The sequence below is a fragment of the Pseudomonas sp. LAMO17WK12:I10 genome (assembly GCF_900215185.1).
Classification (GTDB): domain Bacteria; phylum Pseudomonadota; class Gammaproteobacteria; order Pseudomonadales; family Pseudomonadaceae; genus Aquipseudomonas; species Aquipseudomonas chlororaphis.
This window is the reverse complement of sequence record NZ_OBDX01000012.1, coordinates 69,657-89,714: the sequence shown is the minus strand read 5'-3', so window position 1 is coordinate 89,714 and position 20,058 is coordinate 69,657. Positions and strand designations below refer to the sequence as shown.

At 63.4% G+C, this 20,058-nt stretch carries 16 protein-coding genes; 5 read left to right on the top strand and 11 right to left on the bottom strand.

Annotated features, from left to right (window positions below; translation table 11 throughout):
• Positions 1-3 precede the first annotated feature (3 nt).
• From emhB to CRO75_RS14985, 3 genes are all read left to right on the top strand, one after another.
• Positions 4-3,150 carry an efflux RND transporter permease subunit EmhB gene (gene emhB, locus CRO75_RS14995; RefSeq protein ID WP_097136483.1) on the top strand — a complete coding sequence of 1,049 codons (3,147 nt, stop codon included), beginning with the start codon at positions 4-6 and terminating at the stop codon, positions 3,148-3,150.
• Positions 3,147-4,607 (top strand): AdeC/AdeK/OprM family multidrug efflux complex outer membrane factor, encoded by a 1,461-nt coding sequence (gene adeC / locus CRO75_RS14990; protein ID WP_009042507.1) that lies wholly within the window; start codon positions 3,147-3,149, stop codon positions 4,605-4,607. Before emhB ends, adeC begins: the two co-directional genes overlap by 4 nt.
• A 298-nt stretch (positions 4,608-4,905) precedes the next feature.
• Entirely contained in the window at positions 4,906-6,171 is a 1,266-nt protein-coding gene (locus CRO75_RS14985; RefSeq protein WP_009042506.1) for an OprD family porin, read from the top strand.
• 208 nt (positions 6,172-6,379) lie between these two features.
• Here the strand turns inward: CRO75_RS14985 and pcaC are convergent, their stop codons facing one another.
• The 11 genes from pcaC to pcaR form a co-directional block, all read right to left on the bottom strand.
• Positions 6,380-6,772 (bottom strand): 4-carboxymuconolactone decarboxylase, encoded by a 393-nt coding sequence (pcaC, locus tag CRO75_RS14980; RefSeq protein WP_009042505.1) that lies wholly within the window; start codon positions 6,770-6,772, stop codon positions 6,380-6,382.
• 10 nt (positions 6,773-6,782) lie between these two features.
• Positions 6,783-7,583 carry a 3-oxoadipate enol-lactonase gene (gene pcaD, locus CRO75_RS14975; protein WP_097136481.1) on the bottom strand — a complete coding sequence of 267 codons (801 nt, stop codon included), beginning with the start codon at positions 7,581-7,583 and terminating at the stop codon, positions 6,783-6,785.
• Positions 7,584-7,594: 11 nt separating this feature from the next.
• A complete protein-coding gene (locus tag CRO75_RS14970; protein WP_097136479.1) occupies positions 7,595-8,959 on the bottom strand; it encodes a 3-carboxy-cis,cis-muconate cycloisomerase in 1,365 nt (454 codons plus the stop codon).
• A gap of 47 nt (positions 8,960-9,006) precedes the next feature.
• Positions 9,007-10,302: an MFS family transporter gene (locus CRO75_RS14965; RefSeq protein WP_038581603.1), complete on the bottom strand. Its 1,296-nt coding sequence runs from the start codon at positions 10,300-10,302 to the stop codon at positions 9,007-9,009.
• Between the two features lie 128 nt (positions 10,303-10,430).
• The gene (gene pcaG, locus CRO75_RS14960; RefSeq protein ID WP_097136476.1) at positions 10,431-10,997 is read right to left on the bottom strand and encodes a protocatechuate 3,4-dioxygenase subunit alpha; all 567 of its coding nucleotides are present in this window, start codon (positions 10,995-10,997) and stop codon (positions 10,431-10,433) included.
• A gap of 1 nt (position 10,998) precedes the next feature.
• The gene (gene pcaH / locus CRO75_RS14955; RefSeq protein WP_009042500.1) at positions 10,999-11,703 is read right to left on the bottom strand and encodes a protocatechuate 3,4-dioxygenase subunit beta; all 705 of its coding nucleotides are present in this window, start codon (positions 11,701-11,703) and stop codon (positions 10,999-11,001) included.
• Positions 11,704-11,732: 29 nt separating this feature from the next.
• On the bottom strand, positions 11,733-12,938 hold the full coding sequence (gene pcaF / locus CRO75_RS14950) for a 3-oxoadipyl-CoA thiolase (RefSeq protein ID WP_177409752.1): 1,206 nt from the start codon (positions 12,936-12,938) through the stop codon (positions 11,733-11,735).
• Positions 12,935-13,717 (bottom strand): CoA-transferase subunit beta, encoded by a 783-nt coding sequence (locus CRO75_RS14945; RefSeq protein WP_172833204.1) that lies wholly within the window; start codon positions 13,715-13,717, stop codon positions 12,935-12,937. Before CRO75_RS14945 ends, pcaF begins: the two co-directional genes overlap by 4 nt.
• Complete coding sequence (locus tag CRO75_RS14940) at positions 13,714-14,571, bottom strand: CoA transferase subunit A (RefSeq protein ID WP_009042497.1); 858 nt, start codon at positions 14,569-14,571, stop codon at positions 13,714-13,716. The genes CRO75_RS14945 and CRO75_RS14940 overlap by 4 nt, the downstream gene beginning before the upstream one ends.
• Positions 14,572-14,882: 311 nt before the next feature.
• Positions 14,883-16,229, bottom strand: a complete 1,347-nt coding sequence (locus tag CRO75_RS14935; protein ID WP_097136472.1) for an MFS transporter — start codon at positions 16,227-16,229, stop codon at positions 14,883-14,885.
• 309 nt (positions 16,230-16,538) lie between these two features.
• Positions 16,539-17,381, bottom strand: a complete 843-nt coding sequence (gene pcaR / locus CRO75_RS14930) for a pca regulon transcriptional regulator PcaR (protein WP_007926599.1) — start codon at positions 17,379-17,381, stop codon at positions 16,539-16,541.
• Between the two features lie 628 nt (positions 17,382-18,009).
• On the opposite strand from pcaR, the gene CRO75_RS14925 reads away from it, so the two are divergent.
• Positions 18,010-18,210, top strand: a complete 201-nt coding sequence (locus tag CRO75_RS14925) for a hypothetical protein (RefSeq protein WP_009042495.1) — start codon at positions 18,010-18,012, stop codon at positions 18,208-18,210.
• A gap of 354 nt (positions 18,211-18,564) precedes the next feature.
• On the top strand, positions 18,565-20,040 hold the full coding sequence (locus CRO75_RS14920) for an inorganic phosphate transporter (RefSeq protein ID WP_009042494.1): 1,476 nt from the start codon (positions 18,565-18,567) through the stop codon (positions 20,038-20,040).
• Positions 20,041-20,058: the final 18 nt, after the last annotated feature.

Sequence of the window (20,058 nt, the reverse complement as noted above, 5' to 3'; positions counted from 1 at the left end):
ACCATGTCGAAATTTTTTATCGACCGTCCGATTTTCGCCTGGGTAATCGCCCTGGTGATCATGCTGGTCGGGGCTCTATCGATCCTCAAATTGCCGATCAACCAATACCCGAGCATCGCGCCTCCAGCGATCGCCATCTCCGTGACCTACCCAGGCGCTTCCGCACAGACCGTGCAGGACACCGTGGTCCAGGTCATCGAGCAGCAGCTCAACGGTATCGACAACCTGCGCTATGTGTCCTCGGAAAGTAACTCCGACGGCAGCATGACCATTACCGCGACCTTCGAGCAGGGCACCAACTCGGACACCGCGCAGGTCCAGGTACAGAACAAGCTGAACCTGGCCACCCCGCTGCTGCCGCAAGAAGTGCAGCAACAGGGTATCCGCGTGACCAAGGCGGTGAAGAACTTCCTGTTGGTGATCGGTGTGGTTTCCGAGGACGGCAGCATGTCCAAGGACGACCTCTCGAACTACATCGTGTCCAACATGCAGGACCCGATCTCGCGGACCGCGGGCGTGGGTGACTTCCAGGTGTTCGGTGCCCAGTACGCCATGCGTATCTGGCTCGACCCGGCCAAGCTGAACAACTTCAACCTGACTCCGGTCGACGTGAAAAACGCCGTGGCGGCGCAGAACGTCCAGGTGTCGTCCGGCCAGATCGGTGGCTTGCCAGCCCTGCCAGGCCAGCAACTGAACGCCACCATCATCGGCAAGACCCGCCTGCAGACTGCCGAGCAGTTCAAGGCCATCCTGCTGAAGGTCAACGCGGACGGCTCGCAAGTGCGTCTGGGCGATGTCGCGGATGTGGCTCTGGGCGGTGAAAACTACTCCGTCAGTGCCCAGTTCAACGGTGCCCCGGCTTCCGGCCTGGCCGTGAAACTGGCCAACGGCGCCAACGCCCTGGACACCGCCAAGGCCCTGCGCAAGACCATCAGCGACCTGGAACCGTTCTTCCCGCAAGGGATGAAAGTGGTGTTCCCGTACGACACCACCCCAGTGGTGACCGAGTCGATCAAGGGTGTGGTTGAAACCCTGGTCGAAGCGATCGTGCTGGTGTTCCTGGTGATGTTCCTGTTCCTGCAGAACTTCCGCGCCACCGTCATCACCACCATGACCGTTCCAGTGGTGTTGCTGGGTACCTTCGGTATCCTCGCGGCCGCCGGCTTCAGCATCAACACCCTGACCATGTTCGGCATGGTACTGGCCATCGGCTTGCTGGTGGACGATGCCATCGTCGTGGTGGAAAACGTCGAGCGGGTAATGGCCGAGGAAGGCCTGTCGCCCAAGGAAGCGACCAAGAAGTCCATGGGCCAGATCCAGGGCGCCCTGGTCGGCATTGCCCTGGTGCTGTCGGCGGTACTGCTGCCAATGGCGTTCTTCAGCGGTTCCACCGGTGTGATCTACAAGCAGTTCTCGATCACCGTGGTCTCGGCCATGGCCCTGTCGGTCCTGGTTGCCCTGATCTTCACTCCGGCCCTGTGCGCCACCATGCTCAAGGCCATTCCCCATGGCGAGCACGGCGCGCCGAAAAAAGGTTTCTTCGGCTGGTTCAACCGTAACTTCGACCGCAGCGTCAAAAGCTACGAGCGTGGCGTGGGCAACATCCTGCGGCACAAGGCGCCTTACCTGCTGGCCTACGTGCTGATCGTGGTCGGCATGATCTGGCTGTTCATGCGCATCCCGTCCGCGTTCCTTCCGGAAGAAGACCAGGGCGTACTGTTCGCCCAGGTACAGACCCCGGCCGGCTCCAGTTCCGAGCGGACCCAGGTGGTAGTCGATGAAATGCGCGCCTACCTGCTGGACAAGGAAAAGGACACCGTGGCCTCGGTCTTCACCGTGAACGGCTTCAACTTCGCCGGTCGTGGCCAGAGTTCGGGCATGGCATTCATCATGCTCAAGCCGTGGGACCAACGCTCCGTGGAAAACAGCGTGTTCAACCTGGCGGCCCGGGCCCAGCAGCACTTCTTCAGCTTCCGCGATGCGATGGTGTTCGCCTTCGCCCCGCCGGCGGTACTGGAGCTGGGTAACGCCACCGGTTTCGACGTGTTCCTGCAGGACCGCGCCGGTATCGGCCACGAAAAACTGATGGAAGCGCGCAACCAGTTCCTCGGCATGGCGGCGCAAAGCAAGATCCTGTCCCAGGTGCGTCCGAACGGCCTGAACGACGAGCCGCAGTACCAGCTGGAAATCGATGACGAGAAGGCCAGCGCCCTGGGCGTGACCATCTCCGACATCAACAACACCTTGTCGATTGCCCTGGGCAGTAGCTACGTCAACGACTTCATCGACCGCGGTCGGGTGAAGAAGGTGTACATCCAGGGTCAGCCTAACGCTCGCATGAGCCCCGAGGACCTGAAGAAGTGGTACGTGCGCAACAGCGCCGGGACCATGGTGCCGTTCGCCTCCTTCGCCAAGGGCACGTGGATCTACGGTTCGCCGAAACTGGCCCGTTACAACGGCGTGGAAGCGGTGGAAGTCCTGGGTGCCCCGGCGCCGGGCTACAGCACCGGTGAAGCCATGGCCGAAGTCGAAGCCATCGCCAAGAAGCTGCCGGCCGGTGTCGGTATCTCCTGGACCGGCCTGTCCTACGAGGAACGCCTGTCGGGCTCGCAAGCTCCCGCGCTGTACGCCTTGTCGCTGCTGATGGTGTTCCTGTGCCTGGCGGCGCTGTATGAAAGCTGGTCGATTCCGATCGCGGTCATGCTGGTGGTGCCGCTGGGGATCATCGGTGCGCTGATGGCGACCAGCCTGCGCGGCCTGTCCAACGACGTGTACTTCCAGGTGGGGCTGTTGGTGACCATCGGCCTGGCGGCGAAAAACGCCATTCTGATCGTCGAGTTCGCCAAGGAACTGCACGAGCAGGGCCGCAGCCTGGTGGACGCGGCGATCGAAGCCTGCCGCATGCGTCTGCGTCCGATTATCATGACCTCCCTGGCCTTCGTGCTCGGTGTGGTACCGCTGGCCATCTCCACCGGCGCAGGCTCGGGCAGCCAGCATGCGATCGGTACCGGGGTGATTGGCGGTATGCTCACCGCGACTGTCCTGGCGATATTCTGGGTGCCTTTGTTCTTCGTCACCGTGTCCAAGATGGGCCGTCGCAAGGCAGACGAGGCGCAAACTACTGAAACTCCTGAAGAGGCTGGCCAATGAGCAAGTCGCTACTCTCCCTCGCAATCACCGCCGCCGTGCTGAGTGGTTGCTCGCTGATACCGGATTATCAGCAGCCGCAAGCGCCGGTCGCGGCGCAATACCCGCAAGGGCCGGCCTATTCGCCTGCGGAGGCTGCCAACCAGGCAGCCGCCGAACAGGGCTGGCGGCAGTTCTTCCATGACCCTGCCCTGCAGCAGCTGATCCAGACCGCGCTGGTGAACAACCGCGACCTGCGGGTCGCGGCGCTGAACATCGACGCCTACGCCGCTCAATACCAGATCCAGCGCGCGGACCTGTTCCCGGCGGTTTCGGCCAACGGCAGCGGCAGCCGTCAACGCACCCCGGCACGGTTGTCGCAGACCGGTGAAGCGGCCATCTCCAGCCAGTACTCGGCAACCCTGGGTGTCAGCGCTTATGAGCTGGACCTGTTCGGTCGCGTTCGCAGCTTGAGCGAGCAGGCCTTGCAGACTTACTTCTCCAGCGAAGAAGCCCGGCGCAGCACGCAGATCAGCCTGGTGGCCAGCGTGGCCAATGCCTACCTGACCTGGCAGGCCGACAAGGAACTGCTCAAGCTGACCCAGGACACCCTGGCGGCCTACGAGGAGAGCTACCGTCTCACCTCGCGCAGCAACGAAGTCGGCGTGGCCTCGGCCCTGGACCTGAGCCAGGCGCGGACCTCGGTGGAAAACGCACGGGTGCAACTGGCGCGTTATACCCGCCAGGTGGCCCAGGACGAAAACAGTCTGACCCTGCTGCTGGGTACCTCGATCCCGGCCAACCTGCCGAGCCCGCAGCCGTTGTCGGCCGACCTGCTCAGCGAGTTGCCCGCCGGCCTGCCGTCGGAATTGCTGCAACGCCGTCCGGACATCCTCGCCGCCGAGCACAACCTGAAAGCCGCCAACGCCAGTATTGGCGCGGCACGCGCGGCGTTCTTCCCGAGCATCAGCCTGACCGCCAATGCCGGGACCTTGAGCCCGGATATGGGCGGCCTGTTCAAGGGCGGCTCGGGCACCTGGTCGTTCGCGCCGCAGATCAATATCCCGATCTTCAACGCCGGCAGCCTGCGCGCCAGCCTGGATTACTCGAAAATCCAGAAAGACATCAACGTCGCGCAGTACGAGAAGTCCATCCAGACCGCCTTCCAGGAAGTCTCCGATGGCCTGGCCGCACGCCAGACCTACAACCAGCAGTTGCAGGCCCAGCGTGACTTCGTCAATGCCAACCAGGACTACTACCGCCTGGCCGAGCGTCGCTACCGCATCGGTGTCGACAGCAACCTGACGTTCCTCGACGCCCAGCGCTCGCTGTTCAGCGCGCAGCAAGCGTTGATCACCGACCGGCTTGCGCAGCTGACCAGCGAGGTCAACCTGTACAAGGCCCTGGGCGGCGGTTGGAACGAGCAAGGTTCGCAGAAAGCGGAAGTGAGCAAAGAGGCACCGCCACTGAAGCTGTTCTGAGTGCATGCCGCTTGAAAAAACCCACCTTGCGGTGGGTTTTTTTATGAGCCGAAGACCGCCATCACTTGTGTTCGTTAATCGCCCAAAACCCGCCAAGGCCAATTGAACAGGGTCGTTGATCCAACGCACCATTCCCCGCACCTGCAAAAACCAATAACAACAGGTTCGTCATCATGACCCCGCGCCCTGCCCGCTCCGGCTGATTCCGTTCCCTCCACCCTCCCGGTTTCAACCTTGTCTGCAACCTGACGTTGCCGCAGCGCCCAGCCTCACCCCTAACAATTAGAGAGCCCGATCCATGAAGCCATCCACTCGCACTCCCTATTCACTGCTGCCCAGCCTGCTGGCCGTCGGCATCGCCGGCACGGCCCTGCCGGTCATGGCCGCGGAGTCCGGCTTTCTCGAAGACGCCAAGGTCAACCTGAACCTGCGCAACTTCTACATCAACCGCAACTTCACCAACCCGGGCAAGGCCCAGGGTAAGGCTGAAGAATGGACGCAGAGCTTCATCCTCGACGCCAAATCCGGCTTCACCCAAGGCACCGTCGGGTTCGGCATGGACGTACTGGGGCTGTACTCGTTGAAGCTCGATGGCGGCAAAGGCACCGGCGGTACCCAGTTATTGCCGCTGGATCACGACGGGCGCCCGGCCGACCACTTCGGCCGCACGGGCGTGGCATTCAAGGCCCGCCTGTCGCAGACCGAGGTCAAGGTCGGCGAATGGATGCCGGTGCTGCCGATCCTGCGCTCGGACGACGGTCGCTCCCTGCCCCAGACCTTCCGCGGCGGCCAGATCACCTCGAAGGAAATTGACGGCCTGACCCTCTACGGTGGCCAGTTCCGCGCCAACAGCCCGCGTGACGACAGCAGCATGAGCGACATGTCGATGACCGGCAAAGCGGCCTTCACCTCCGACCGCTTCAACTTCCAGGGCGGCGAATACAGCTTCAACGACAAGCGCACCCAGGTCGGGGTGTGGAACGCCCAGCTCAAGGACATCTACAGCCAGCAATACCTCAACCTGATCCACAGCCAGCCGCTGGGCGACTGGACCCTGGGCGCCAACATCGGCTTCTTCTACGGCAAGGAAGATGGCAGCGCCCGCGCCGGCGACCTGGACAACAAGACCTGGTCGGGCCTGTTCTCGGCCAAGTACGGCGGCCACACCTTCTACGTCGGCCTGCAGAAACTCACCGGCGACAACGCCTGGATGCGCGTCAACGGCACCAGCGGCGGCACCCTGGCCAACGACAGCTACAACGCCAGCTACGACAACGCCCAGGAAAGATCCTGGCAGCTGCGCCATGACTACAACTTCGTCGCGGTTGGCATCCCCGGCCTGACCCTGATGAACCGCTACATCAAGGGCGACAACGTGCATACCGGCACCATCACCGACGGCAAGGAATGGGGACGCGAGAGCGAACTGGCCTACACCGTGCAAAGCGGCACGCTCAAGAACCTCAACGTCAAATGGCGCAACTCGACCATGCGCCGCGACTTCAGCACCAACGAGTTCGACGAGAACCGCCTGATCATCAGCTACCCGATCAGCCTGCTGTAAGCCCACTCGCTCGCCCACACCAAAAACAAGGCCAGCCCCATTCCCCGGGGCTGGCCTTGTTTTTGTAGGAGCGAAGCTTGCTCGCGATGATCGTCGACGATGGCGCGTATTGACGGGCTGAACACGGCACCCTCAGGTTCATCGCGAGCAAGCTCGCTCCTGCAGGGAAAATGCAGCGGCGCCGCGTTCCTTTATAGATCGTGGGTTATCAGGCGCGGGATTCGACGCCCAGCTCGTCCCACACCGACTCAGCCAGGTGGAAGGTCGCGTTGGCCGCCGGAATGCCGCAGTAGATCGCGCTCTGCATGATCACTTCCTTGATCTCGGCGCGGCTCACGCCGTTGTTGGCGGCGGCGCGCAGGTGCAGCTTGAGCTCTTCGTTGCGGTTCATGCCGATCAGCATGGCGATGGTGATCAGGCTGCGGGTATGGCGCGGCAGGCCCGGACGCGTCCAGATATCGCCCCAGGCGTGCCGGGTGATCATTTCCTGGAACTCCGAGTTGAACTCGGTCAGGGTGCTCAGGCTGCGATCGACATGGGCATCGCCCAGCACCGCGCGACGCACTTGCATGCCTTCGGCGTAACGTTGTTTCTCGTCCACGGGAGGCTCCTTAAATACGCTGGTCGGCCAGCAAAAATGCCACGACCCGCTCGCTGAACGCAGCGCCAGCCTGGACGTTGGACAGGTGCGCCGCATGGAACTCGGCGTATTCGGCGCCGCGCACGCGCTCCTGAATGAAATGCCCGCCCGAGGGCGGCGTGACCGCATCTTCGGTGCCGGACACCACCAGGGTCGGCGCCTCGATCGCCGACAGTTGCTCGCGGAAATCCGCATCGCGCACCGCCGCGCAGTTGGCGGCATAACCCTGGGGCGAGGTGGCCGCCAGCATGTCGGTGATCAGCTTGGCCTGGTCCGGGTGCGCCGCGGCGAAGTCCGGGGTGAACCAGCGGGCGATCGAGGCATCGCGCAATGCGACCATGGCCGCCTGGCCGTCGCGCAGCACGGTTTCGATGCGCGGGTTCCATACCGATGGGTCGCCGATCTTCGCCGCGGTGTTGCATACCACCAGTTTGTTCAGGCGCTCGCCGGCATTGATACCCAGCCACTGGCCGATCAGCCCGCCCATGGACAGGCCGCAGAAATGCGCACGCTGGATATGCAGGGCATCCAGCAGCGCCAGCACGTCACGTCCCAACTGCTCGATGCTGTAGGGGCCTTCGGTGACCAGGGATTTGCCGTGGCCACGGGTGTCGAAACGCAGCACCCGGAAGTGCTTGGTAAAGGCCGGAATCTGCATGTCCCACATGTGCAGGTCGGTACCCAGGGAGTTGGACAGGACCAGCACCGGCGCATCGGCCGGGCCGTCCAGTTGGTAATGCAGTTCGCCATCGGCGAGTTGTACGAATGCCACGGCAGTCTCCTTCAGGCGTTCAAGGCTAAATGTTCGGCCACGGCGCGCTCGACCCAGGCGTGCGCCTGGCCGAGGTAATGCGCCGGGTCCAGCAGGCGATCCAGTTCCGCCGCCGACAGCTCGGCGGTCACTTGCGGCTCATCCCCCAGCACCGTGCGCAGATGCCGCTGTTCGGCCACCGCGCGCTTGCAGCATTGCTCCAGCAGATGGTGCGCGGTCTCGCGGCCCAGGCGCTGGGCCAGGGCGATGCTCACGGCTTCCGCCAGCACCAGCCCCTGGGTCAGGTCGAGGTTCCTGGCCATGCGCGCGGCGTCGACTTCCAGCCCGTCGGCCACCAGCAGTGCCTGTTGCAAGGCCCCGGACACCAGGCAGCAGATCTCCGGCAGGGTTTCCCATTCGGCGTGCCACAGGCCCAGGCTGCGTTCGTGCTCCTGGGGCATGGCGCTGAACATCGTCGCCAGCAGCCCGGGAACCCGGGTCGCCGCGCCGATCAATACCGCCGCGCCCACCGGGTTGCGCTTGTGCGGCATGGTCGAGGAGCCGCCCTTGCCCGGCGCCGACGGCTCGAAGACTTCCGCCGCCTCGGTCTGCATCAACAGGCTGATGTCACGGCCGAGCTTGCCGAGGCTGCCGGCGATCAGGCCGAGCACCGAAGCGAACTCCACCAACCGGTCGCGCTGGGTGTGCCAGGGCTGTTCCGGCAGGCTCAGTTGCAACTCCTCGGCCAGGGCCTGGGCAATCGGCAGGGCCTGCTCGCCCAGGGCCGCGAGGGTCCCGGAGGCACCGCCGAACTGCAGCACCAGCAAGCGCGGCTTGAGCTGCGCCAGGCGCTCGCGACTGCGGGTCACTGCCCCCAGCCAGCCAGCGATCTTCATGCCGAGGGTGACCGGCGTGGCATGTTGCAGCCAGGTGCGGCCGGCCATGGGGGTGTCGGCATAACGCTGGGCCTGGGCGGCCAGGATGCCGCCGAGGCGCGCCAGGTCGTTGTCGATCAAGCTCAGCGCCTGCCGCACTTGCAGGACCAGCCCACTGTCCATCACATCCTGGCTGGTGGCGCCCAGGTGCACATAACGCTCGGCGCTGGCATCGCTCTTGGCGATCTGTTTGCCCAGGGCCTTGACCAGCGGAATCGCCGAGTTGCCCGCCGTGGCGATGGCCTGGCCCAGGGCGGCAAAATCATAGAGCCCGGCCCGGCAGGCCGCCTCGATCGGCGCCACCGCCGCGGCCGGGATCACCCCGACCCGGGCCTCGGCCCGGGCCAGCGCGGCCTCGAAGTCGAGCATGGCCTGGACCCGACCCTGGTCGCAGAACACCGCGCGCATATCGCGGGTGGTGAAGTAGGCATCGAACAGTTGGTTGCTCGCCGGTGTGCTCATAAACAATCCTTTGGGGCGTGCGTCCGCGACGGACGCACGCGGACAGGTCACAGATCGTGGTGCAGGTACGCCGCCTGTTTCGGCAGGCGCAGGCTGAACAGGAAGGCAATCGCCATCATCGCCGTCACGTACCAGTAGAAGGTGTTTTCCATGCCCAGGGATTTCAGGCCCAGGGCCACGTACTCCGCCGAACCGCCGAACAGCGCGTTGGCCACCGCATAGGCCAGGCCTACCCCCAGCGCCCGCACTTGCGGCGGGAACATCTCGGCTTTTACCAGGCCGCTGATGGAGGTGTAGAAACTGACGATCGCCAGGGCCAGGGTGATCAGCACGAAGGCCAGGAACGGGCTGGTGATGGTTTTCAGGGTCAGCAGGATAGGCACGGTGCACAGCGTGCCCAGCGCGCCGAACCAGAGCATCGAGTTACGCCGGCCGATCTTGTCCGCCAGCATGCCGAACAGCGGCTGCATGCACATGTACAGGAACAGCGCGCCGGTCATGATGTAGCTGGCGGTCTTGGCGTGCATGCCGGCGGTGTTCACCAGGTATTTCTGCATATAGGTGGTGAAGGTGTAGAAAATCAGCGAGCCGCCGGCGGTGTAGCCCAGCACCGTGACAAAGGCCTTCGAGTGATGCTTGAACAGCGCGGCCACGCTACCGGCGTCCTTGTCTTCACGCATTTCCTTGCTGGTGGTTTCTTTCAGCGAGCGCCGCAGCAGCAAGGAGATCAGGGCCGCAATGGCGCCAATCACGAACGGAATCCGCCAGCCCCAGGCCTTGAGCTCCGCCTCGTCGAGGAACTGTTGCAGGATCACCACCACCAGCACCGCCAGCAGTTGCCCGCCGATCAGGGTCACGTACTGGAAGGACGCGAAGAACCCGCGCTGGCCCTTGAGCGCGACTTCGCTCATGTAGGTCGCGGTGGTGCCGTATTCACCGCCCACCGACAGGCCCTGGAACAGCCGCGCCATCAGCAGCAGCGCCGGTGCCCAGGCGCCGATGCTGGCGTAGGTCGGCAGGAAGGCGATGACCAAGGAGCCGGCGCACATCATCAGCACCGAGATCATCATGGAATTCTTGCGCCCGTGCTTGTCGGCCACCCGGCCGAACAGCCAGCCGCCGATAGGACGCATCAGGAACCCGGCGGCGAACACGCCGGCGGTATTGAGCAGTTGCACCGTGGGGTCGTCGGAGGGGAAAAACGCCGGAGCGAAATAGATCGCGCAGAAGGCGTAGACGTAGAAGTCGAACCATTCGACCAGGTTGCCGGAGGAGGCGCCGACGATCGCGAAGATCCTCTTGCTGCGCTCCTCGGCCGTGTAGTGACTGGTTAACGTTGTCATGGCTTTTCACTCTTTGGGGACGTTGTGAGTCTAGACATACTTTGTAACAGTCCCGTTCCGCAAGACGACCTTGGGGGGAGCGGCCGGCTCAGCCTTATCGCGAACCAGCCCACTCCCCCCAGGCACACTCAATAATCGAAGAACACCGTTTCCGCGTCGGTCCCCTGCAGGATCACGTTCCACTGGTAGTGGCCCGGCGCATCGGCCTTGGCCAGCAAGGTGGCGCGACGCTCTTCGGGCACGCAGGCCAGCAGCGGATCGGCGGCGTTGGCCGGCTCGCCGTCGAAGTAGATACGGGTCAGCAGGTGCTTGACCAGGCCCCGGGCAAACACCAGCACCACCAGGTGCGGCGCCTGGGTCGAGCCTTTCAGGCCAGGTACGGTACCCGGCTTGATGGTGGTGAAACGGAAACGCCCTTCCCCATCCACCGGCACCCGGCCGAAGCCCTGGAAGTTCGGGTCCAGGGCCTTGGCCTGATCGTCTTCCGGGTGGTCGTACTTGCCGACCGCGTTGGCCTGCCAGATTTCCAGCATGGCGTCGTTGACGAAATCACCGTTGCCATCCACCACCTGGCCGCTGATCGCCACCCGCTCGCCGAGGGTCTCGGCCTGGGTCAGGTCTTCGCGGTTCAGCCAGGTCAGGCCGATGTGGTAGTACGGGCCGACGGTGTGGGACGTGGTCGCAGTCAGCGTCATCTTATTTCTCCATCGGCGTGGCATCGCGGCCGCGCAAGACGATGTCCCAACGGTAGCCAAGGGCGTAGGACGGAATGGTTTTCTCCAGGTCGAAGCTGGCGATCAGGCGTTCCTTGGCGCTAGTGTCCGGCACGCAGTTGTAGATCGGGTCGTAGGCCAGCAGCGGGTCGCCCGGGAAATACATCTGGGTCACCAGGCGCGTGAGGATACTCGGGCCGAACAGCGAGAAGTGGATATGCGCCGGACGCCATGCGTTGTGATGGTTACCCCAGGGGTAGGCACCGGGCTTGATGGTCTGGAACTGGTACCAGCCATCGGCATCGGTGACAGTACGCCCGGTGCCAGTGAAGTTCGGGTCCAGCGGTGCGTCGTGCAGGTCGCGGTCGTGGTTGTAGCGACCGGCGGCGTTGGCCTGCCAGATCTCCACCAGGATCCCCGGCACCGGCAGGCCGTTCTCGTCCAGCACCCGGCCGTGGATGATGATGCGTTCGCCCTGGGGCTCGCCGGCATGCTGGGCGGTCAGGTCGTTATCCTTGTCCTGCAGGTAATCGGCGCCGATGGTTGGGCCGGTGATTTCCGACAGCGAATGGGGCAGGAACACCAGCGGCTTGGACGGCGAGCGGGTGTTGGTGGATTTGTAGGCCGGGTGCAGGTAATCAGGCTGAGTACCTGGTTGCGGGCGCCGGTAACCGGGCTTGTCGGTCATGCTCGTTCCTCGTTCTTATAAGAAGCGCGTCAGACGCGCTCGATGGCCAATGCCAGGCCCTGGCCGACACCCACGCACATGGTCGCCAGGCCTTTCTTGCCACCGGTCTTTTCCAGGTGGTGCAGCGCGGTCAATACCAGGCGCGCGCCGCTCATGCCCAGCGGATGGCCGAGGGCGATGGCACCACCGTTGGGGTTGACCTGTGGCGCGTCGTCCGCCAGGCCCAGTTCGCGCAATACTGCCAGGCCCTGGCTGGCGAAGGCTTCGTTGAGTTCGATCACATCGAAATCGCTGACCGCCACACCCAAGCGTTCGGTCAACTTGCGCACCGCCGGCACCGGGCCGATGCCCATCACCCGTGGCGCCACGCCGGCGCTGGCCATGCCCAGCACCCGGGCACGGGCGGTCAGGCCGTGCCTTTTCACCGCCTCGGCCGACGCCAGGATCAGCGCCGCTGCCCCGTCGTTGACGCCCGAGGCGTTCCCGGCGGTGACGGTCTTGTCCGGGCCGTTGACCGGCTTGAGTTTGCCCAGGGTTTCCAGCGAGGTATCGGCCCGCGGGTGCTCATCCTGCTCGACCAGGGTCTCGCCCTTCTTGTGGACGATACGCACCGGGACGATTTCCTCGGCGAAGAACCCGGCGGCCTGCGCCGCGGCGGTGCGCTGCTGGCTGCGCAGGGCGAACGCATCCTGGTCGGCACGCGACACCTGATAATCGTCGGCGACGTTGTCGGCGGTCTGCGGCATCGCATCCACGCCGTACTGGGCCTTCATCAGCGGGTTGATGAAGCGCCAGCCGATGGTGGTGTCTTCCAGCTTCATGTTGCGCGAAAAGGCGGTGTCGGCCTTGCCCATGACAAAGGGCGCGCGGGACATCGACTCGACGCCGCCGGCGATGGCCAGCTCCATCTCACCACTGGCAATGGCGCGGAAGGCGGTGCCGATGGCATCCATGCCCGAAGCGCACAGGCGGTTGAGGGTCACGCCCGGAATAGTTTCCGGCAGCCCGGCCAGCAGCAGCGCCATGCGCGCCACGTTGCGATTGTCTTCGCCGGCCTGGTTGGCACAACCGAGGAACACCTCGTCCACCGCGTTCCAGTCCACCGACGGGTTGCGCTCGATCAGTGCCTTGATCGGCGCGGCGGCCAGATCGTCGGCCCGCACCGTCGACAAACCGCCACCAAAGCGGCCGATGGGGGTACGAATGGCGTCACAGATAAACACTTCGCGCATCAGGCTTCTCCCGGGGTTTGGCCATGGGCCGCGGCGGTGCGGGCTTCCAGGTCACGCAGGGCGGTCAATTCGATCTCGGTCGGGGCGGCGGTTTCCGCCACCTGGTCGGCGAAACGAATCGCCCAGCCGGTGGCGGCGACCACCTGCTCACGGGTCACGCCCGGGTGCAGCGAGGTCACCACGAATTCATGGGTGCCGGCTTCCGGCTCCATGATGCACAGGTCGGTGATGATCCCCACCGGCCCGGCCCCTGGCAGGCCCAGGCGCTTGCGCGAATCGCCGCCTTCGCCGTGACCGACCGAGGTGATGAAGTCGAGCTTGTCGACAAAGGAACGCGACGATTGCTTGAGGATGATCAGCACGCTCTTGGCCGAGCCGGCGATCTCCGGCGCACCGCCGGCGCCCGGCAGGCGGACTTTCGGCTGGTGGTAATCGCCGACCACCGTGGTGTTGATGTTGCCGAAACGGTCGACTTGGGCGGCGCCGAGGAAACCGACGTCGATCCGCCCGCCTTGCAGCCAGTAGCGGAAGATCTCGCCGGTCGGCACCACGGTGTCCGCGGTCTCGGCCAGCTCGCCGTCACCGATGGACAGCGGCAGCACGCTGGGCTTGGCGCCGATCGGGCCGGATTCGTAGATCAGCACCACGTCCGGCGACGAGGTCAGGCGCGCCAGGTTGGCGGCCTTGGACGGCAGGCCGATCCCGACAAAACACACCGAGCCGTTCTGCAGGCGGCGGGCGGCGGCAACGGTCATCATTTCATTGGTGGAGTAAGTCATTATTTGGCCCCCGTTGCTGCGGCCAGCTTGGCCTGGAATTCGCTGAAGTCAGCACTGCCGCGGATGTATTCGTTGATCCAGGCGGTAAAGGTTTCACGGTCGCGGGCGATCGGGTCCCAGGCCTGGTAGAAGATGTTGTCGCGCTCGGTGTACCCGTGGGCGTAGGACGGATGGGCGCCGCCCGGCACATGGCAGACCGCGCTCAGGGCCCAGGTCGGCAGCACGCAGGCATTCATCGGGGCGTTCAGGTCGTCGACGATTTCTTCCACGGTGACGATGCAGCGCTTGGCGGCCAGGGCGGCTTCCTTCTGTACGCCAAGAATGCCCCACAACAGCACGTTGCCCTTGCGGTCGGCTTTCTGCGCATGGATCACGGTGACGTCAGGACGTACCGATGGCACCGCCGCCAGCACTTCACCGGTGAATGGGCAAGTCACGCTCTTGATCAGCGGGTTGACCTTCGGCAGGTCGGAACCGGCATAAGCGCGCAAGACCGCGAATGGCAGGCCCGAGGCGCCCGCCACGTAGGCGTTGGCCAGGTCGGCGTGGCTGTGTTCTTCGATTTCCAGGGGGTGCGGCCATTGCTTCTCGACCGCGTCCCGCAGGCGATGCAGGGAGCCGACGCCCGGGTTGCCGCCCCAGGAGAAAATCAGCTTGCGGGCACAACCGGCACCGATCAACTGGTCGTAGATCAGGTCAGGGGTCATCCGTACCAGGGTCAGGTCTTTTTTGCCCTGGCGAATGATTTCATGACCCGCGGCCGTGGGGATCAGGTGGGTGAAGCCTTCGAGCGCGACGGTATCGCCGTCGTTGACGAACTGCTTCACCGCGTCGTGCAGCGAAAGGATTTCAGCCATGGGGGATCTCCCGATTGTTATTGAGCGACTGGAAGAAAAAGGCGCCGAAGGATGCGCCGGAGTGACTGAAGATTAAGCCGAGGGAAAAACCCAAACAATCCGATAATCGACTGAGCGTTCGTTTATCGAACAGATTGTTGTCTGACTATCGATTGTGCTGTGGCCGCTGTCGCAGGCTGCGATCGACCCGGGCCGCGTTCGGAGAACGGTCGCGAAGATCTCAGGACGCTGAAGGCCTTTGGCCTTATCGCAGCCTGCGGCAGCGGCTACAGGTATTCAGCGCTCCCTTCAGGAGCGCCTTGCTCATTCGCTCAGGTCGCATCCGCATGGCTGACCATGCCCTTGATCACCACCGCCGTGGTCGCCAGTGCGGCCGGGATCACCAGCGCGGTCAGCACTTGCTCGAAGTTCCAGCCCAGCCCCAGCAGCGTGGCGCCCATCCAGGCCCCGAGGATCGCCCCGAAGCGACCGATGCCGAGCATCCACGACACGCCGGTGGCGCGGCCCTGGGTCGGATAGAAGCGCGCGGCCAGGGACGGCATTGCCGATTGCGCGCCGTTGACGCACATGCCGGCGACCAGCACCAGGGTCGCCAGCAAGGTGATGTTGCCCAGGCTTTGCCCGACCGCGTAGGCGAAGACCCCGGCCAGCAGGTAGAAGGTGCCGATGACCTTGTGCGGGTTGAAGCGGTCCATGGCCCAGCCCACCGCCACCGCGCTGAGTACCCCGCCGAACTGGAACAGCGCGCCGATAAAGGCCGCCTGCTCCATGCTTGCGCCGCTGTCGCGCATCAGGGTCGGCAGCCAGCTGGTCAGCAGGTACACGATCACCAGCCCCATGAAATAGGTCAGCCACAACAGCAAGGTACCGACGCTGTAGGTCCCGGAGAAAATCACCGCAAACACGTTGCGCGCTTTCACGGTCTTCTGCTCCGGCACGCTGAAGCTCGCGGCCTGGCCGACCGTGCCCGGCTCGATCGGCGCCAGGGCCTTGCGCACCTTATCGGTGCCACGATTGCGCACCACCAGGTAACGCGCCGACTCCGGCAGCCAGACCAGCAGCACCAGTGCCAGGATCAACGGCAAAATCCCGCCGATCAGCAACAGGCTGTGCCAGCCGAACGCCGGGATCAGCTTGGCGGAAATGAAACCGCCGCCGGCCATGCCCAGGTTGAAACCACAGAACATGCTGGTCACCAGCAATGACTTGTGGCGCTCGGGGGTGTATTCGGACAGCAGCGTGGTGGCATTCGGCATGCCGGCGCCCAGGCCCAGGCCGGTCAGGAAACGCAGCACCAGCAACTGGTCGACATTGCTGCTGTAGGCCGACGCCAGGCTGAAGGCACCGAACAGCAGCACCGCCCCCACCAGCACCACTTTGCGCCCGAAGCGGTCAGCCAGCGGGCCGGAGCCCAGCGCCCCGAAGACCATGCCGATCAGCGCGGCACTCATCACCGGGCCGAGGCTGGCGCGGTCGATGCCCCAATCCTGGGACAGCGCCGGCGCGATAAAGCCCATGGCCGCGGTATCGAGGCCATCGAGGAAGACAATCAGGAAACACAGGATCACCACCCGCCACTGATAGCGCGACAGCGGCTGGGCATTGATAAAGGACTGCACATCGAGGCAGTTCCCTACAGCGGATTGAGGCTGGTTCATTATTTTTATTCCACGCGAAAAACGCAGGCGCACAGGTGCCAGCCAGAGCTGGTCGGTTCAGATCGAAAAGGGTCTTGCGGGATCAGGCCGTCGGCAGGCGAAGGCAGGATAGAGGGGCGCGGCTGGGCGCGCAGGCGATGCTCATGGGGGCTGGCCTCTTCATTATTATGGGGTCGCCATGCGGCCATTGGAGAGGCAGTGCTCCAGTGGCCGGATGACGCTGCCGCGACATTAATGAGGCAAGGGAAAGAGCGTCAATTCAGCAAGCGCGTATCTGTGCGTTTATCGAACAGCTTAAGCAGACAGCCCTCAAGCGAACAATTGGGCGCTGAGGTCGCGACTGGCGCTGAGCAGGCCCGGCAAGAAGCGCTGCTCCAGCTCGGCGCGGCTGACGCGGCCGGCATGGGTGCTGACGTTGAGCGCGGCCAATACCTGGCCCGAAGCGTCGTATACCGGTACGGCGATGGAGCGCAGGCCTTGTTCCAATTCCTGATCGACGATGCACCAACCCTGCTGCCGGACCTGCTGCAGGCATTCGAGCAACGCCTGCGGCGTGTGCAAAGTACGGCTGGTCTTGGCTTGCAGGTCGGCATGGTCGAGGTATTCGCGCAACGAGGCGTCATCCAGCGCCGCCAGCAGGATCCGGCCCATGGATGTGCAGTAGGCCGGCAGGCGCCCACCCACCGAGAGATCGACCGAGATCAGGCGCTGGGTGGTGGCCGAACGGGCGATGTACAGAATGTCGTCGCCTTCCAGGGTGGCCATGTTGCAGGCTTCGTGCAGTTGCTCGCTCATGCGGTCCAGGTAAGGCTGGGCCGACACCGCCAGCGGCGTGGAAGACAGATAGGCATGCCCCAGCGTCAGCACCTTGGGCAGCAACGAATAGGTGCGGCCATCGGTGGTGGCGTAACCGAGCTTGATCAAGGTATGCAGGCAGCGGCGCACGGCGGCACGGGGAATCTCCGTACGGTGGCTGATCTGGGCGATGGTCAGATGGCGCTTGCGCTCCTGAAAGGCCTGGACCACCGCCAGGCCGCGAGCCAGAGAGGTCATGAAATCCGGATCACCCGTCAGCGCCTGAATCCGCTTGGCCGGCGAAGCGACAATCGGCGGCGCGGCGGAAGCGAAGGAATTACGCAATTGATCGTTCATTTCAGGTTCTCTGCGACGGAAGTCCGGCTTATTACAAGCCGTACTGGAGAGGATGCACAAGCCTGCACGGCTAACGTTGGGCGATTATCGAACCATCGACCGATAATCGCAATCCATTGCGATAAATGCCTGCCATGCGATGTGCTGCTTTTTCGCCGCCAATAAAACTCTCATTTCTTGCGCGTTAGTCCAGGCAACTTGTCAGGCCTTGTTACAGAACTGCTCTCGTCATCCGGATTAAAACTTTCGTGTAACAAAACCCTGATATCAAGTTGACGATTTTTAACTTATTGCCGATAGAGTTATTCATGGCCGCCGCTATAATGAGCAAAGTGATCACCGACGCTTTTCTGCGTTCGGCAACATCATCAGGTTGCGTACAGTAAATGACGCCTCCTGCAGCAAGCGCTTGACGCTCATCTCAATATGCCCGGCCAATGCGCTGCAAAAAAGTAACTGTTGCTACGACAGCTGTTCTTGTCCGGTGGCGTGGCCGCATGCAAGAAGCGGTTTGGCGAGCCCCATCGCAATCCTGGCTCCTTTAATCGAGCCGAGTACGAGGCGCTCGATAAACCCGATCTAGGCAATGCGTATCATCGGGATAATCTCAACTCAGTTAGGTAACACTGTGACGAAAGACGAACTGCGCGCGGAACTTGAGCGCCAGGAACAACGTTACAAGGAAGTTTACGGAGGCGAAGTCACCACCTACGCCGCCCAGCCTGAACCGGAACGCAAACCCTGGCGCAAGCGCGCCAGCGTTCTCGACCAGGCCTTCACCCAAGAACTGCAAAAGATGGAAAAAGAGCTCAAGGCAGACCAGCCGTGACGCTGTTCGCCTGAAACTTTCGCACGGCTCGATGCCCTTGCAGATAAAGGTCGATCGCAAGGTCGGCCTGACATCCGCCGGGTGGCAGCGAATGGCCCCCAAGGGCTCAAAAAATGTCATGGCACTGAAATTTCATACAAGCGTTTGAGAGGTTTGGCTCAGCGTTGCGCCCCTGGCCATGAGGATGAGCCCCAGTAAAATCAATGGCTTGCCCATGCCCCGAAAAAAAGGCATGGCCATTGGCCTGCCTCCGGCTTTTTCGTTGAAGAATGTTACCAACCAGCACCTAGTGCATCGATTACCAGGGTTTTCTGGCATAATCGCGCCCCCTTATGACCGGGTCAGAAAACCTTCATGATCGATTTATTCAGCGGACTGGATGCTTGGGTGCTTGTGAGCCTCTTGCTCGCCCTGGCTTTTGTCCTCGCCTACGAGTTCATCAACGGCTTTCATGACACCGCAAATGCGGTTGCCACTGTTATCTACACCAAAGCCATGCCGCCGCACCTGGCCGTATTCTTTTCCGGTGTATTCAATTTCCTCGGCGTGCTGCTGGGCGGTGTCGGCGTGGCCTATGCCATCGTCCATCTGCTGCCGGTCGAGCTGCTGATCAATGTCAACACCGGCCACGGCCTGGCCATGGTCTTCTCGTTGCTGGCCGCGGCCATCACCTGGAACCTGGGCACCTGGTACTTCGGTATTCCCGCCTCCAGCTCCCACACCCTGATCGGTTCGATCCTCGGTGTCGGCCTGGCCAATGCCCTGCTCAACGACATCCCGCTGGGCGATGGCGTGAACTGGCAGAAGGCGATCGACATCGGTGCTTCCCTGGTGTTCTCGCCCATGGCCGGCTTCCTGATTGCCGCTCTCGTGCTGATCGGCCTGAAGTGGTGGCGCCCGATCTCGAAGATGCACAAGACCCCGGAACAACGCCGCAAGGTCGACGACAAGAAACACCCGCCCTTCTGGAATCGCCTGGTGCTGGTGATCTCGGCCATGGCCGTGAGCTTCGTGCACGGCTCCAACGACGGCCAGAAAGGCATCGGCCTGATCATGCTGGTACTGATCGGTATCGTGCCCGCGCAGTTCGTGCTCGACCTGAACAGCACCACCTACCAGATCGAACGTACCCGCGACGCCACCCTGCACCTGAGCCAGTTCTACCAGCGTAACGAGGACTCCCTGGGCGAGTTCCTGGCCTTGGGCAAAAGCGTGAAAGACGACCTGCCAGGCAAATTCCGCTGCAACCCGCAGCAGACCGAACCGACCATCGCCGCGCTGCTGGGCACCCTCAAGGGTGTCGCCGACTATCACTCGCTGCCGGCCGAAAGCCGTATCGAAGTGCGTCGCTACCTGCTCTGCCTGGATGACACCGCGAAGAAAGTCGGCAAGCTGCCGCACCTCGCAGCCCGTGAAAAGGCCGACCTGGACAAGTTGCGCAAAGACCTGACCGCCACCACCGAATACGCGCCCTTCTGGGTGATCCTGGCCGTGGCCCTGGCCCTTGGCCTGGGGACCATGATCGGTTGGAAACGCGTGGTACAGACCATCGGCGAGAAAATCGGCAAGCAAGGCATGACCTATGCCCAGGGCATGTCGGCGCAGATCACCGCCGCCGGCCTGATCGGCATGGCCAATATCTTCAGCCTGCCGGTATCGACCACCCACGTGCTGTCTTCGGGCGTGGCGGGGACCATGGTCGCCAACAAAAGCGGCCTGCAAAGCGGCACCGTACGCACCATCCTGCTGGCCTGGGTGCTGACCCTGCCGGCAACCGTGGCGCTCTCGGCCGGTCTGTTCTGGCTGGCCTCGAAAGCCCTCGGGACCTGATTCGTTCAGTCCGCGACA

What these genes read in the sequence shown, in the direction of transcription:
- pcaH (WP_009042500.1), bottom strand. Translation starts at nt 11,703, where the DNA reads ATGACCGACAAGCCCGGTTACCGGCGCCCGCAACCAGGTACTCAGCCT.
- CRO75_RS14920 (WP_009042494.1), top strand. Translation starts at nt 18,565, where the DNA reads ATGATCGATTTATTCAGCGGACTGGATGCTTGGGTGCTTGTGAGCCTC.
- CRO75_RS14935 (WP_097136472.1), bottom strand. Translation starts at nt 16,229, where the DNA reads ATGAACCAGCCTCAATCCGCTGTAGGGAACTGCCTCGATGTGCAGTCC.
- emhB (WP_097136483.1), top strand. Translation starts at nt 4, where the DNA reads ATGTCGAAATTTTTTATCGACCGTCCGATTTTCGCCTGGGTAATCGCC.
- adeC (WP_009042507.1), top strand. Translation starts at nt 3,147, where the DNA reads ATGAGCAAGTCGCTACTCTCCCTCGCAATCACCGCCGCCGTGCTGAGT.
- pcaG (WP_097136476.1), bottom strand. Translation starts at nt 10,997, where the DNA reads ATGACGCTGACTGCGACCACGTCCCACACCGTCGGCCCGTACTACCAC.
- CRO75_RS14965 (WP_038581603.1), bottom strand. Translation starts at nt 10,302, where the DNA reads ATGACAACGTTAACCAGTCACTACACGGCCGAGGAGCGCAGCAAGAGG.
- CRO75_RS14985 (WP_009042506.1), top strand. Translation starts at nt 4,906, where the DNA reads ATGAAGCCATCCACTCGCACTCCCTATTCACTGCTGCCCAGCCTGCTG.
- CRO75_RS14940 (WP_009042497.1), bottom strand. Translation starts at nt 14,571, where the DNA reads ATGGCTGAAATCCTTTCGCTGCACGACGCGGTGAAGCAGTTCGTCAAC.
- pcaR (WP_007926599.1), bottom strand. Translation starts at nt 17,381, where the DNA reads ATGAACGATCAATTGCGTAATTCCTTCGCTTCCGCCGCGCCGCCGATT.
- CRO75_RS14970 (WP_097136479.1), bottom strand. Translation starts at nt 8,959, where the DNA reads ATGAGCACACCGGCGAGCAACCAACTGTTCGATGCCTACTTCACCACC.